General features: G+C 71.4%; 13 protein-coding genes. 10 read left to right on the top strand and 3 right to left on the bottom strand.

Annotation, left to right across the window (positions count from 1 at the left end; all coding sequences use genetic code 11):
- Positions 1-117: 117 nt before the first annotated feature.
- Complete coding sequence (locus tag ACMCNK_RS07755) at positions 118-810, bottom strand: response regulator (protein ID WP_412735706.1); 693 nt, start codon at positions 808-810, stop codon at positions 118-120.
- Between the two features lie 41 nt (positions 811-851).
- Complete coding sequence (locus ACMCNK_RS07750) at positions 852-1,961, bottom strand: RecB family exonuclease (protein WP_412735705.1); 1,110 nt, start codon at positions 1,959-1,961, stop codon at positions 852-854.
- Between the two features lie 75 nt (positions 1,962-2,036).
- Between ACMCNK_RS07750 and ACMCNK_RS07745 the strand changes: the two genes are divergently transcribed.
- The 3 genes from ACMCNK_RS07745 to ACMCNK_RS07735 all read left to right on the top strand — a co-directional run bounded on the left by ACMCNK_RS07745 (position 2,037) and on the right by ACMCNK_RS07735 (position 4,891).
- On the top strand, positions 2,037-3,197 hold the full coding sequence (locus tag ACMCNK_RS07745; protein ID WP_412735704.1) for a M50 family metallopeptidase: 1,161 nt from the start codon (positions 2,037-2,039) through the stop codon (positions 3,195-3,197).
- Between the two features lie 44 nt (positions 3,198-3,241).
- Positions 3,242-4,210 carry a tRNA (adenine-N1)-methyltransferase gene (locus ACMCNK_RS07740; RefSeq protein WP_412735703.1) on the top strand — a complete coding sequence of 323 codons (969 nt, stop codon included), beginning with the start codon at positions 3,242-3,244 and terminating at the stop codon, positions 4,208-4,210.
- Positions 4,211-4,303: 93 nt separating this feature from the next.
- Entirely contained in the window at positions 4,304-4,891 is a 588-nt protein-coding gene (locus tag ACMCNK_RS07735) for a hypothetical protein (RefSeq protein WP_412735702.1), read from the top strand.
- 63 nt (positions 4,892-4,954) lie between these two features.
- Here ACMCNK_RS07735 and ACMCNK_RS07730 read toward each other — a convergent pair whose 3' ends face one another.
- A complete protein-coding gene (locus tag ACMCNK_RS07730; RefSeq protein ID WP_412735701.1) occupies positions 4,955-5,248 on the bottom strand; it encodes a ferredoxin in 294 nt (97 codons plus the stop codon).
- A gap of 175 nt (positions 5,249-5,423) precedes the next feature.
- Here ACMCNK_RS07730 and arc point away from each other — a divergent pair, with 175 nt between their 5' ends.
- The 7 genes from arc (at position 5,424) to prcA (ending at position 12,670) form a co-directional block, all read left to right on the top strand.
- Entirely contained in the window at positions 5,424-7,205 is a 1,782-nt protein-coding gene (gene arc, locus ACMCNK_RS07725; RefSeq protein WP_412735700.1) for a proteasome ATPase, read from the top strand.
- A gap of 69 nt (positions 7,206-7,274) precedes the next feature.
- A complete protein-coding gene (locus ACMCNK_RS07720; protein WP_412735699.1) occupies positions 7,275-8,732 on the top strand; it encodes an acyltransferase family protein in 1,458 nt (485 codons plus the stop codon).
- 47 nt (positions 8,733-8,779) lie between these two features.
- The gene (gene dop, locus ACMCNK_RS07715; protein ID WP_412735698.1) at positions 8,780-10,297 is read left to right on the top strand and encodes a depupylase/deamidase Dop; all 1,518 of its coding nucleotides are present in this window, start codon (positions 8,780-8,782) and stop codon (positions 10,295-10,297) included.
- Between the two features lie 174 nt (positions 10,298-10,471).
- Positions 10,472-10,687, top strand: coding sequence for a ubiquitin-like protein Pup (locus tag ACMCNK_RS07710; RefSeq protein WP_412735697.1), 216 nt, complete (start codon positions 10,472-10,474; stop codon positions 10,685-10,687).
- A 21-nt stretch (positions 10,688-10,708) separates the two neighbouring features.
- Positions 10,709-11,029 carry an endonuclease VII domain-containing protein gene (locus ACMCNK_RS07705; RefSeq protein WP_412735696.1) on the top strand — a complete coding sequence of 107 codons (321 nt, stop codon included), beginning with the start codon at positions 10,709-10,711 and terminating at the stop codon, positions 11,027-11,029.
- Entirely contained in the window at positions 10,948-11,787 is an 840-nt protein-coding gene (gene prcB, locus ACMCNK_RS07700) for a proteasome subunit beta (protein ID WP_412735695.1), read from the top strand. Before ACMCNK_RS07705 ends, prcB begins: the two co-directional genes overlap by 82 nt.
- 58 nt (positions 11,788-11,845) lie before the next feature.
- Positions 11,846-12,670 carry a proteasome subunit alpha gene (gene prcA, locus ACMCNK_RS07695; RefSeq protein WP_412735694.1) on the top strand — a complete coding sequence of 275 codons (825 nt, stop codon included), beginning with the start codon at positions 11,846-11,848 and terminating at the stop codon, positions 12,668-12,670.
- Positions 12,671-12,772: the final 102 nt, after the last annotated feature.

The following is a 12,772-nucleotide window of genomic DNA, read 5'->3' as shown; positions in this document are numbered from 1 at the left end:
CGGCAGCGCGGCAGGTCGGGGAGCGTCTCAACACCCGTCGCGCGGGGCGGTTCGCGCCGGCGGCCAGGCCACGCCGGCATGGCCGCGCTCCGCAACCCTGAGAATGCTCCCCGCGGGTCAGGTGCCGCGCGTGACCAGCCCCGACTCGTACGCCAGAACGACCGCCTGAACGCGGTCGCGCAGGCCGAGCTTGCCGAGCACGTGCCCGACGTGGGTCTTGATCGTGGTTTCGCTGACCAGCAACGCCCGGGCGATCTCGGCGTTCGTGTGGCCGCGGGCCAGATGCGCCAGGACTTCGCGTTCCCGCTCGGTCAACGTGCCCAGCGCGGCGGGCACAGCTGCGGCCGGCGGCGGCACCGCGGCCGCGAGCCGGGGCAGCAGACGCGCCAGCGGCCCGGGGGCGACCACCGCGCCCCCGGCGGCGACGGTACGGATGGCCGCGGTCAGTGCCTCGGCGGGCGCATCCTTGCTCAGATAGCCGACCGCTCCCGCGGCGATGGCGCCCAGCACGAGGTCGTCGTGATCGTCCGCGGTGAAGACGAGCACGCGTGCGGGTAGGCCGGCTGCCGTGATCGCCCGGGTCGCGGCGAGACCGTCGAGCCGGGGCAGCGGCAGGTCCAGCAGCACGACATCGGGCAGCAGCCGGCGGGTGAGATCGACGGCCTCCGCGCCGTCGGCCGCCTCGCCGACGACGGTCAGGTCGTCCGCCGCGCCCAGCGCCATGCGCAGGCCGGAACGCTGCAGCGGCGCGGCATCCGCGAGCAGCACCCGGATCGGCCGGCTTGCCGCCGCCCCGCCGCCTGCCGTCACCGCTCGCCTCCCCGCACCGGCGCGTCCGGCCCGGTCTCACCCTAGGGGATCGGTCCCGCGCCGGACCCGGCCGCTCCGTCCGGTGCCGGGGCGCCGGTTCCGGCGCTGCCCGCGGCCGTCAGCCACTCGGCCGCGGGCGGTGCGGTGCCGGCCGGCGATGCGATGCCAACCTGCGGCTCGGTCTCGGACGGCGACACCGCCGCCTCGCTCGGGCCGGCGTCGGGCTCCGGATACGGCGGCGGGGTGCCGCCGAACTCCGGACAGAACTGCTGGTGGCGGCACCAGCCGCACAGACGGCTCGGCTTGGGGCGGAAGTCGCGGTCGCTCTTGGCGCGCTCGATCGCCCGCGACAGCGCGACCAGCGTGCGCTCGAAACGCTCCAGCTCCTCGGCCTCCGGCTGGTAGTCGCACACCTCGGCATCCTTCAGATACAGCAGGCGCAGCACCCGGGGCACCACGCCACGAGTGCGCCACAGCACGAGCGCATAGAACTTGAGCTGGAACAACGCCCGCCCCTCGAACGCCTCCCGCGGAGCGCCGCCGGTCTTGTAGTCGACCACGCGCAGGTCGCCGGCGGGGGAGACATCCAGCCGGTCGATGTACCCGCGGATCAGCAACTCGTCGTCGACCACGGTCGAGATCAGCTGCTCCCGCTCGGACGGCTCCAGCCGGCGCGGGTCCTCGACCGCGAAATACCCGGCGAGCAGGTCACCGGCACCGGCCAGGAAATCCGCCAGCAGGGCCGCCTCGTCGGGCAGGGCACCGGCCGGCGTCGAGAACAGGTCGGCGAGTGCGGGCTCCGCCGCGAGCAGGCGCTGCCACTCGGGGGCGATCAGCGCCGCCGCCGCGGCCGGCGTGCGCTCGGTGGCGGGCAGATCGAACAGGCGCTCCAGCACCGCATGCACGAGCGTGCCGCGGACCTGGTCGGCCGACGGCTGCTCGGGCAGGCGGTCGACCGTGCGGAACCGGAACAATAGCGGGCAGGTCTTGAAATCCGCGGCCCGGGACGGCGACAGCGACGGGCCTGTCGGCCGATCGGCCGGTGCGGCCGCCGAAGCGTCGCCTGCCCGCCCCGAAGCGGCCACCGGGGGCTCCGAAGCGGCGCTCGGCGGGGCGGTCGGTGGGGCCGGGAACGCCGTCTGTGCCGTCATGGGGGACAGGCTAGGGGAGAGGTACGACGAAACGGCGCATCGGTACGCGGCGGGGCGTTCCGTAGCATCGATGCCGTGGACGACACCCCGGACCGCCCGCGCCGCCCCTCGGTGCGCCGGGGCCGCCGCCTCGGCCGGGTCCTGGGCGTGCCGGTCTACGCCAGCCCGTCCATGGTCCTGCTGGCCCTCGTGGTCACGGTCGTGTACGGCGGCTACGCCCGCGCGGAGCTGGGCCTGCCGGACCCGATGGGCTACCTCGTGGGCTTCGGATTCGTGCTCTGCCTGCTCGCCTCGGTGCTGCTGCACGAGCTCGGCCACGCGCTGACCGCCCGCCACTACGGCATCGGCGTGCGCCGGATCACGCTGGAACTGCTCGGCGGGTGGACGGAGATGGACTCCGATGCACCCACGCCCCGCATCGACGCCCTCGTGTCGCTGGCCGGCCCGGCCGTGTCGCTGCTGCTGGGCGCGCTGGCGACCGCGGCCGCGGTGGCGCTGCCGGACCGTACGGTGATCGAGCAGGTCGCTTTCCAGATCGCCGCGAGCAACGTCATCGTGACGGTCTTCAACGTCCTTCCCGGCCTGCCGCTGGACGGCGGCCGGGCGCTGCGCGCCGGCATGTGGGCCCTGCTGCGCGACCGCAACCGGGCCACGGTCGTGGCCGGCTGGGCCGGCCGGGGCATCGCCGCGAGCACCGCGATGTTCGCGCTGGGCCTGTACCAGCTTCGGCTGTTCACGCTGTTCGGGCTGGCCTTCGTGCTGCTCGTGGCGGGCACGCTGTGGCAGGGCGCGGGGCAGTCGATCCGGCTGGCCCGGATGACCCGCCGGTTTCCGCTGGTCGACCTCGAAGAGCTGGCCCGCCCGGTGCTGGCGGTGCCGTCGGGGACTCCTCTGGCCGAGGCGCAGCGCCGCGCCGGGGAGACGCAACGGCCGCACGCGCTGGCGGTCGCGGACGCGGCGGGGCGGCTCGTCGCGCTGGTCGACGCGAGATCCGCGGCCGCGGTCCCGGCTCAGCGGCGGCCGTGGGTGGCGGTCGACACCGTGGCGCGGGGCCTGGCCGCCGTGCCCGCGCTGCCGGTCGAGCTCAGCGGGGAACAGGTGGTCCACGCGGTGCAGGCCCACCCGGGTGCGCAGTACCTGGTGACCGCAGGCGAGGATGTGCTCGGCGTTCTGCACGTCGGCGACCTCGCCGAGGTGCTGGAGCCGCAGGGCCGGCGGCGTGGGGGACCGCGCTGAGGCATCCGGGAAGCCGTCCGCAGCGGGGAACAGAGAGAAGTGCCGTGACCGTCCAATCCATCACCAGCATCGACGAGCCGGCACCCGTGCACCGCGGGCCGTTCCAGCCCGGGGATCGCGTGCAGCTCACCGACCCCAAGGGCCGCATGCACACCGTCGTGCTCGAACCGGGCAAGGCGTACCACACGCACCGCGGCGCGCTGGAGCACGACGTGCTGATCGGGCTGCCCGAGGGCAGCGTGGTGACCTCCGCGGGCGGCACGGCGTACCTGGCTTTGCGGCCGCTGCTGTCCGACTACGTGCTGTCCATGCCGCGCGGCGCCCAGGTGATCTACCCCAAGGACGCGGCGCAGATCGTGGCCATGGGCGACGTGTTCCCCGGCGCGAAGGTGCTGGAAGCGGGCGCCGGCTCCGGCGCGCTGACCTGCTCGCTGCTGCGGGCGGTGGGCCGTTCCGGCGAGTTGCATTCGTACGAGCTGCGCGACGACTTCGCGGCCATCGCCAAGCGCAACGTCGAGTCGTTCTTCGGCGGCCCCCACCCGGCGTGGCACCTGCACAACGGCGATGTGGCGGACGCCACGGAGACCGGTTTCGACCGGATCATCCTGGACATGCTGACGCCGTGGGAAGCCCTCGACATGGTCGAGCGGGCGCTCGTGCCCGGCGGCGTCTTCATCGGGTACGTGGCCACGACGCCCCAATTGTCCGAGCTGGTGGAGGCGTTGCGCGAGCGCGGTGGCTGGACCGAGCCGCGGGCCTGGGAGTCGCTGATCCGGGACTGGCACGCCGACGGGCTGGCGGTCCGCCCCGACCACCGGATGATCGCGCACACGGCGTTCCTGGTGTCCGCGCGCAAGCTGGCCCCCGGGGTCACCGCGCCGCCGCGGCGACGAAAGCCCAGCAAGGGCGCCGAAGCGTACGCGCTGCGCCGCGCCGCGCAGCAGACGCCGCCCGCCCCGGGCCCGCAGATCGACCCGGATCACGCGGAGACCGCCGCCGATCCCGGGGTGTGAGCCCGGGCCCGGCGTCGGGTAGGTTCCGTCGCGGACCCTGCAATCGCCGGGTGTCAGCGGAAGCCGGGTCGGCGGGAGGATGGGGTGGGCGCGATGAGTTCACCGCCGTTCGGCGGCAGCAACGAGATGCCGGCGGTGTTCCCGGACTGGTCGCCGTACGAGGATCTCGACTCGGCCGCCCGGGCGTACCTGCGCGACCCCGAGGTCGCCCTGGACGCGCTGTTCGGTGTGCTGCGCGGCGCCACGGTGCTGTGTTTCACACTGGAGCGCTTCGTCAACGAGGTGAACGGCGTCTGGCAGGAGGTCGTCATCTGTGACGGCAGCCGGCTCGTGCTGTGGCACGGCGAGGACGTGGCGCCCGGGGACGGCCCGGTCGGCTCGATGACCTCGTCGTTGCGTGTGGTGCCGTTGTCCACGGTCACCGAGGTGGGCTGTCGCCGGCGGCTGACCCGTACCCCCAGCGGGCAGGCGCGGGTCGACAGCATCGACGTGTATCTCCTGCTCAGCTCGGTTGACGACGCGGTGCCGCCGCCCGGGCTCGAAGACGAGGGCCGCCCGCCGCTGCGGCACGACGCGTTGCGCTTCGGCAAGACGCTCGACGACGGCGGCCCGGGGCAGATCGCCCGGCTCGAGGAGTTCTCCCGGGTGGTCGCGTCGCTGGTGGGCCGGCCGACCCTGTGACGGGGCAGCCCTGTGACGGGGCCGCCCTCTGTACGGGGCCTTTCGCTGCGGCTCCGGCGCGGGTCAGTCCGCGTCCGGGCCGGCGATCTCCACGTCGTCCGTGCGGCGCACGACGTGGATGCAGTCGCCCGGGCATTCCTTGGCCGCGTCGATCACCTCGAGGCGCAACCCGGCCGGCACGTCGGTGCGCACGCCAGGGCTCTGCAGCAGCTCACCCGAGCCGTCCTTGACGTACGCGAGGCCGTCGATGTCGAATTCGAACACCTCGGGCGCATACTGCACGCACAGGCCGTCCCCGGTGCACAGGTCCTGATCCACCCAGACCTGCAGCTCGTCCGTTTCCGTCTGCGTCGACATGCTGGGCCTCCCACAGTTCATCCGGACCGACCGTACCCGACGGCTCCGACCGGGTGGCGCAGCAGTCCGGCTCAATGGATCAAGGTTCAGTGACGAGGGTGTTGCACGGGTCGAAAACCGGCCCGCAACGGCTAGTGTTATCTGCAAGACGTTCGAGCCCCCGGGGAGGTGGGACGTGGCACGTAGCGACGAGGCGGATTCCCGCGCCGCACGTTGGGAGAAAGAGGCCAACGATCTCTCCAGCCAGGTCGCGTTCCTGCAGGAGGAACTCGCTCTGGTGCGGCGCAAGTTGACCGAAAGCCCCCGACACGTCCGGCAGCTCGAGGAGCGACTCGCGGCGACGCAGGCGCAGCTGGCCCGACTGACCGAGAACAACGACCGGCTCGTGGCGACCCTCAAGGAAGCCCGGGCCCAGATCGTCACTCTCAAGGAAGAGATTGACCGGCTAGCCCAGCCGCCGAGCGGCTACGGCGTGTTCCTTTCCGCCCACGAGGACGGCACGGTTGACGTGTTCACCGGCGGGCGCAAGCTTCGGGTGGCGGTGTCGCCGTCCCTCGTGGTCGAGGACCTCAAGCGCGGCCAGGAAGTGCTGCTCAACGACGCGCTGAACGTCGTCGACGCGTTCGGCTACGAGCGGGTCGGCGAGGTCGTCCTGCTCAAGGAGGTGCTGGCCGGGCCGGCGGGCGACCGTCCCGACCGGGCGCTGGTGGTCTCGCACGCCGACGAGGAGCGGATCGTCTACCTGGCCGAGTCGCTGCAGGTGTCCGCGCTGCGCGCGGGTGACTCGCTGATGATCGAGCCCCGCTCGGCGTACGCGTACGAGCGGATCCCCAAGAGCGAGGTCGAGGAGCTCGTCCTCGAGGAGGTCCCGGACGTCGACTACACCGACATCGGCGGCCTGCACGCCCAGATCGAGCAGATCCGCGACGCGGTGGAGCTGCCGTTCCTGCACGCCGAGCTGTTCCGGGAGCACCAGCTGCGCCCGCCGAAAGGCATCCTGCTCTATGGCCCGCCCGGCTGCGGCAAGACGCTGATCGCCAAGGCAGTCGCGAACTCGCTGGCGAAGAAGATCGCGGAGCGGCGCGGCGAGGAGAAGCACACCAGCTACTTCCTCAACATCAAGGGCCCGGAGCTGCTCAACAAGTACGTGGGTGAGACCGAGCGGCACATCCGCCTGGTCTTCCAGCGGGCCCGGGAGAAGGCCAGCGAGGGCACCCCGGTCATCGTGTTCTTCGACGAGATGGACTCGATCTTCCGGACCCGTGGTTCCGGCGTCTCCTCCGACGTGGAGAACACGATCGTCCCGCAGCTGCTCAGCGAGATCGACGGCGTCGAGGGCCTGGAGAACGTCATCGTCATCGGCGCCTCCAACCGGGAAGACATGATCGACCCGGCGATCCTGCGGCCGGGCCGGCTCGACGTGAAGATCAAGATCGAGCGCCCGGACGCGGAAGCGGCCAAGGACATCTTCGCCAAGTACATCCTCGCCGAGCTGCCGCTGTCCGACGACGACCTGATCGAGCACAGCAACGACCGGGACGTCACGGTGGCCGCGATGATCGAGGCGGTCGTGCTGAGGATGTACACGGAGTCCGAGGAGAACCGCTTCCTGGAGGTCACCTACGCCAACGGTGACAAGGAGGTCCTGTACTTCAAGGACTTCAACTCCGGCGCGATGATCCAGAACATCGTCGACCGCGGCAAGAAGATGGCCATCAAGGAGTTCCTCACCAACGGCAAGAAGGGGCTGCGCCTGCAGCACCTGCTGGACTCGTGCGTCGACGAGTTCCGCGAGAACGAGGACCTGCCCAACACCACCAACCCGGACGACTGGGCCCGGATCTCCGGCAAGAAGGGCGAGCGGATCGTCTACATCCGTACGCTCGTCTCCGGTGGCAAGGGCGCCGAGGCCGGCCGCTCGATCGACACGGTCAGCAACACCGGCCAGTACCTGTAACCGTGCATCGCCCGGCGCGGGCGGGGCGACTCCTCGTCGCCCCGCCCGCGCCGCGTCGTTGCACCCGGTGTGACCGCCGCATCCGGTGCGAACACCGGGACCACCGCCGCCGGGCCACCGGCCCAGCCGGGCTTACCTGGGCCGCAGACCCGCCCCGGCGCAGTCGCCGCGGGCGCCTGGAGGCTGCCTGAGCCTGCCGTAGGCGTCGGGAGCCTGCCCACGCCCGCCGCGGAACCGGTCCGGCTCGGCTGGCTCGACGCGTTGCGCGGTTTCGCGGCGCTCACGGTCGTCTGGTTCCACCTCAGCCCACTCGTGCTCGGCCCGCAGCGGCACCTGCGCATCTACCACCACATCGACCTCGGCAAGTACGGAGTGCTGCTGTTCTTCCTGGTCAGCGGGTACGTGATCCCGATGTCGCTGGAACGGCACGGGTCGCTGCGCCGCTTCTGGATCGGGCGGCTGTTCCGGGTGTATCCGGCGTACCTGGTGGCGATCGCGGTCACCGCGGTCCTCGCCATGACCGGGCTGGCCGGCATGCGGGCCTCGCTGCGCGCCGACCCGGTCACCGCGGTGCTGGCCCACGCCACGATGCTGCAGGACCCGCTGGGCCTGCGCGGCACGGTCCGGGTCTTCTGGACCCTGTCGTACGAAATGATCTTCTATCTGGTGGTGGCCGGACTCTTCGCGTGGCGGCTGCACCGGCACAGTGGCTGGTGGGCGGCCGGACTGGCGCTGGCGGCCCTGGCCGCCGGGTCGGTCCTGCCGGACGGGCTGTTCGCCGCGGGCCCCGCCGGGCGGCGGCTCACCGCGGCGCTGCTGCTGGTGCTCGTGGCGGGGGTGATCGCCGCATGCCTGAGCGGGCGGAGGCGGCTGATCGCGGTTGCCGGGGCGGCCGGGATCTGCTCCGTTGCGCTGCCCGCGCTCGACGGGCATCCCACGGCCGACAGCACGGTCGTGGCGTCCTGGCAGGGGGTGCTTCTGCTGGCGGTCATGTTCGCCGGGACGGTGGTGCACCGGGCCCAGCACGGGCAGCTCGGGTGGCGGGCAGCCGCGTCGGCCCTCGCGGTCGTCGGCGTCTGCACGGTCGCGGCGCACTGGATCTACCTGCCGGGGCGTACCGCACACCTGGTCTGGCTGACCACGGTGGTCGCGGTGGCGGTCACTTTCGCGGCGGCGTACGCCGCGCGGCGGCGCGCCGTGCCGCGAATCCTCGTCTGGCTGGGCACGATCAGCTACTCGCTGTATCTCCTGCACGTCCTGGTGCTGGCCCGGGTGGTCGCCCTCGTGCCCGGGCTCGCCACCCGCCCGGTGCCGGTGCGGGTTCTGGTGGGTGCCGCGTTCCTGCTGCTGGCGTTGGGTGCGGCCGGGTTGTCACACCGCCTGGTCGAGCGGCCGGGCCAGGCGCTCGGGCGGCGCCTTCTGCGGGCGTTGGACCGGGCGTCCGCCCCGGCACGGAGCGTGCCTGCCGCCACCGAGCGTGCCGCGCCGCGCACGGGCAGACGACATGATGCGCGGCGAAGCGTCTAGGCTCGATACATGGGCTCGGGGATCGACGTGGCGGGCGGAGTGACGGGATGAGCGTTCGACGGATCATGGGCACCGAGGTCGAGTACGGCATTTCCGTGCCCGGCCAGCCCGGGGCCAACCCGATGGTCACCTCCTCACAGGTGGTGAACGCGTACGGGGCGCGGCCGGAGCTGAATCGGGGCGGCCGGGCCCGGTGGGACTACGAGGAGGAATCGCCGCTGCGCGATGCGCGCGGGTTCACGTACTCGGGAGCGGCCTACGATCCGGCGGACGCCCTGGCGGACGAGGACCTGGGCCTCGCGAACGTGATACTGACCAACGGTGCGCGGTTGTATGTCGACCACGCCCACCCGGAGTACAGCACCCCGGAGTGCACCAATCCGATGGACGTGGTGCGGTGGGACAAGGCCGGCGAGCGGGTGATGGCCGAGGCGTCGCGCCGGGCCGCCACGATTCCGGGCACGCACCGGATTCAGCTGTACAAGAACAACACCGACAACAAGGGCGCCAGCTACGGTTCCCACGAGAACTACCTGATGCGCCGGCAGACCCCGTTCGCGGACATCGTCGCGCACCTGACGCCGTTCTTCGTGACCCGGCAGGTGTTCTGCGGCGCCGGGCGGGTCGGGATCGGCCAGGACGGCACGGGCGCCGGTTTCCAGATCTCGTCGCGGGCGGACTTCTTCGAGGTCGAGGTCGGCCTGGAGACGACGTTGAAGCGGCCGATCATCAACACCCGAGACGAGCCGCACGCGGATGCGGACAAGTACCGTCGGCTGCACGTCATCATCGGTGACGCGAACCTGTCCGAGATCTCGACGTACCTGAAAGTGGGCACGACCGCCCTGGTGCTGAGCATGATCGAGGCGAAGATCTTCACCGGCGAGCTCGGCATCGCGGACCCGGTGTCGGAGCTGAAGGCGGTCAGCCACGACCCCGCTCTCAAGCACCTGATCCGGCTGCGCGACGGCCGCCGGCTGACCGCGCTGGATCTGCAGTGGGCGTACTACGAGCGGGCCCGGTTGTTCGTGGAGGAGCGCTACGGCGACGACCTGGACGAGCAGACCGCGGACGTGCTGCGGCGGTGGGAGACGGTGCTCGACAAGCTGGGCCGCGACCCGATGCTGTGCGCGGACGAGCTGGACTGGGTGGCCAAGCTGCGGCTGCTGGAGGGCTACCGGGAGCGGGAGAACCTGGCCTGGTCGTCGCCCAAGCTGCAACTGGTCGACCTGCAGTACTCCGACGTGCGGCCGGAGAAGGGGCTCTATCACCGTCTGGTCGCCCGGGGCTCGATGAAGACCCTGCTGGACGAGACGGAGACCCGCCGGGCCATGGTGGAGCCGCCCGAGGACACCCGCGCCTACTTCCGTGGCCGGTGCCTGGCGCAGTACGCGTCCGAAGTGGTCGCGGCGAGCTGGGACTCGGTCATCTTCGATGTCGGGCGGGAGTCGCTGGTCCGGGTACCGATGATGGAGCCGGAGCGGGGGACTCGCAAGCACGTGGGAGCGTTGTTCGACCGCTGTGAGAGCGCGAAGGACCTGCTCGAGGTCATCACGAGTCGCTGAGTGCGTACGCGGGGCGAGAAACTCCCGGTGCGCCAGGGGTTTTCGTCGTACCCGCGAGGTAGGTTTTGTCCAACCCGATGGTGAGGTGGGCTCCGCACCTGAGGCGTGTGCAGCACCTAGGGACCCTCGGCACCCAGGCGTGCCGGGCAACAAGGGCGATGAAGGGGGACTCAGATGGCAACCCGAGACACCGGCGGCCAGTCGCAGTCCGGCAAGGGCCGCCGCGACGAGGAGATCGAGGACGTCACCACAGAGGCCAACCCGGAGGTCGCCGAGCGGCACGCCGAGATCACCGAGGATGTGGACGACCTGCTCGACGAGATCGACTCGGTCCTGGAGGAGAACGCGGAGGAATTCGTCCGCGGTTACGTCCAAAAGGGCGGCGAGTAGTACTTAAGGAGCGAATCGGACATGCCACGGGGGCTGGACGACCGCGACGGAGAGAGCTCGGTCGAGTTCGACGAGATGTTGCTGGCTCAGGAGGGTCGGTGCGCCATCTGTCAGGCGCCCGACCCCAAACACCTTGATCACGATCGTCGCACCGGATGGGTGCGCGGGATATTGTGCTTCAACTGCAGCGGCGGACTCGGGCGGTTCCGGGACGACCCGGAGCTTCTCGGGGAAGCGATCACGTATCTGAAGGGAACCACGTGGCATCGGGTTTTGATCCATCCGGGCGTCTTCCAGATGTGTTCACCAATGCGGGGACGTCCTCCTTCACGCAGTTCCTGAGCTACGCGGCACCCGAACTGCTGCCGGGTCGTCGGCCGCTGCCGCCGGGCATGGCCGCCGACCTGGCGCCGCACGGCACGACGATCGTGGCCATCGCGACCGCCGAGGGCGTCGTCATGGCCGGCGACCGGCGTGCCACGATGGGCAACCTCATCGCCAGCCGGGACATCGAGAAGGTGCACCCCGCGGATGCGTACTCGCTGATCGGCATCGCCGGCACCGCGGGTGTCGGCATCGAGCTGATGCGGCTGTTCCAGGTGGAGCTGGAGCACTACGAAAAGATCGAGGGAATGATGCTGTCCCTCGACGGCAAGGCGAACCGCCTGGCGTCCATGGTGCGCGGCAACCTCGGCGCGGCCATGCAGGGTCTCGCGGTCGTGCCGCTGTTCGCCGGGTACGACCTGACGCCTGCCGACAACGCCCGCGTCGGGCGCATCTTCAGCTTCGACGTGGCGGGCGGCCTCTACGAGGAAACCGGCTACGAGGCGATCGGCTCGGGCTCGCTGTTCGCCAAGGCCGCGCTCAAGAAGCGGTACCGCGCGGCGGTGAGCACCGCGGACGCGATCCGCCTCGCGGTCGAGGCGCTGTACGACGCGGCCGACGACGACACCGCCACCGGCGGGCCGGACCTGACCCGCAAGATCTACCCGGTCGTCATGACCGCGACGGCGGAGGGCACCCACCGCCTCCCCGAGTCGGAGATCACCGCCGTGGCCGAGGACGTGGTCCGCGGGCGGATGGAGAATCCGGGCGGCTGAGCGCCGGCGCTTTCCGAACGCCCCCTCCGCCATCCGGTCATCGAAGGAGTAGCCACCCGTGGCAATGCAGTTCTACGCCTCGCCCGAGCAGGTGCAGCGCGACCGCTCGGAGTACGCCCGCAAGGGCATCGCGCGCGGCCGCTCCGCGGTCGTCCTCACGTACGAGGGCGGCATCCTGCTGGTTGCCGAGAACCTCACGTCGCTGCGCAAGATCAGCGAGATCTACGACAAGATCGGATTCGCGGCCGTCGGCCGGTACAACGAGTTCGAGAACCTGCGCCGGGCCGGCGTGCGGATGGCCGACCTCAACGGGTTCAGCTACGACCGCCGTGACGTCACCGGCCGGGGCCTCGCCAACGCCTACACGCAGACCCTGGGCGCCATCTTCACCGAGACGCAGAAGCCGTACGAGGTGGAGATCTGCGTGGCGCAGGTGGGTGTCACCGCGGAGGCGGACGAGCTGTACCGCATCACGTACGACGGCTCGGTCATGGACGAGCCGGGTTTCATGGCCATGGGCGGGCAGTCCGAGGCGATCGCGAACGTGCTGCGCGAGCGCCACGACGTCACCGCCGACCTCGGCGCCGCGCTGAAGCTCGCGGTCGAGGCGCTGGGCAGTGTCGGCGGCGAGAACGGCGCCAACCGTGAGCTGGGTGCCTCCCAGCTCGAGGTGGCGGTGCTCGACCGGCGCCGCAAGGGCCGTGCGTTCCGGCGCATCGCCGGGGCGGCACTGATCACGCTGCTCGAGGGCGGTAAGGACCTTCCCGAACCGGAGAAGGGCGTCCCGACCGGGGACGCCGCGCCGCCTGCGCCCGCCGAGTCCAAGCCCACGGTTTCGGCGGCCTCCGAGGACCTGGAAGGCAACACCGACACCGACAAGTGACGGGCTGGCGCGACGGTCGGCAACGGCGGGCCGCCCGTCTGGACGGCCGCGCCTGACCCGCCTGCCGAGCGGGACATCCGGGGCCGCTCCGGCGCGTCCCTC

The sequence above is a fragment of the Krasilnikovia sp. MM14-A1259 genome (genome assembly GCF_047159535.1).
Lineage (GTDB): Bacteria > Actinomycetota > Actinomycetes > Mycobacteriales > Micromonosporaceae > Actinoplanes.
This window is presented reverse-complemented; position numbering and strand designations above follow the sequence as displayed.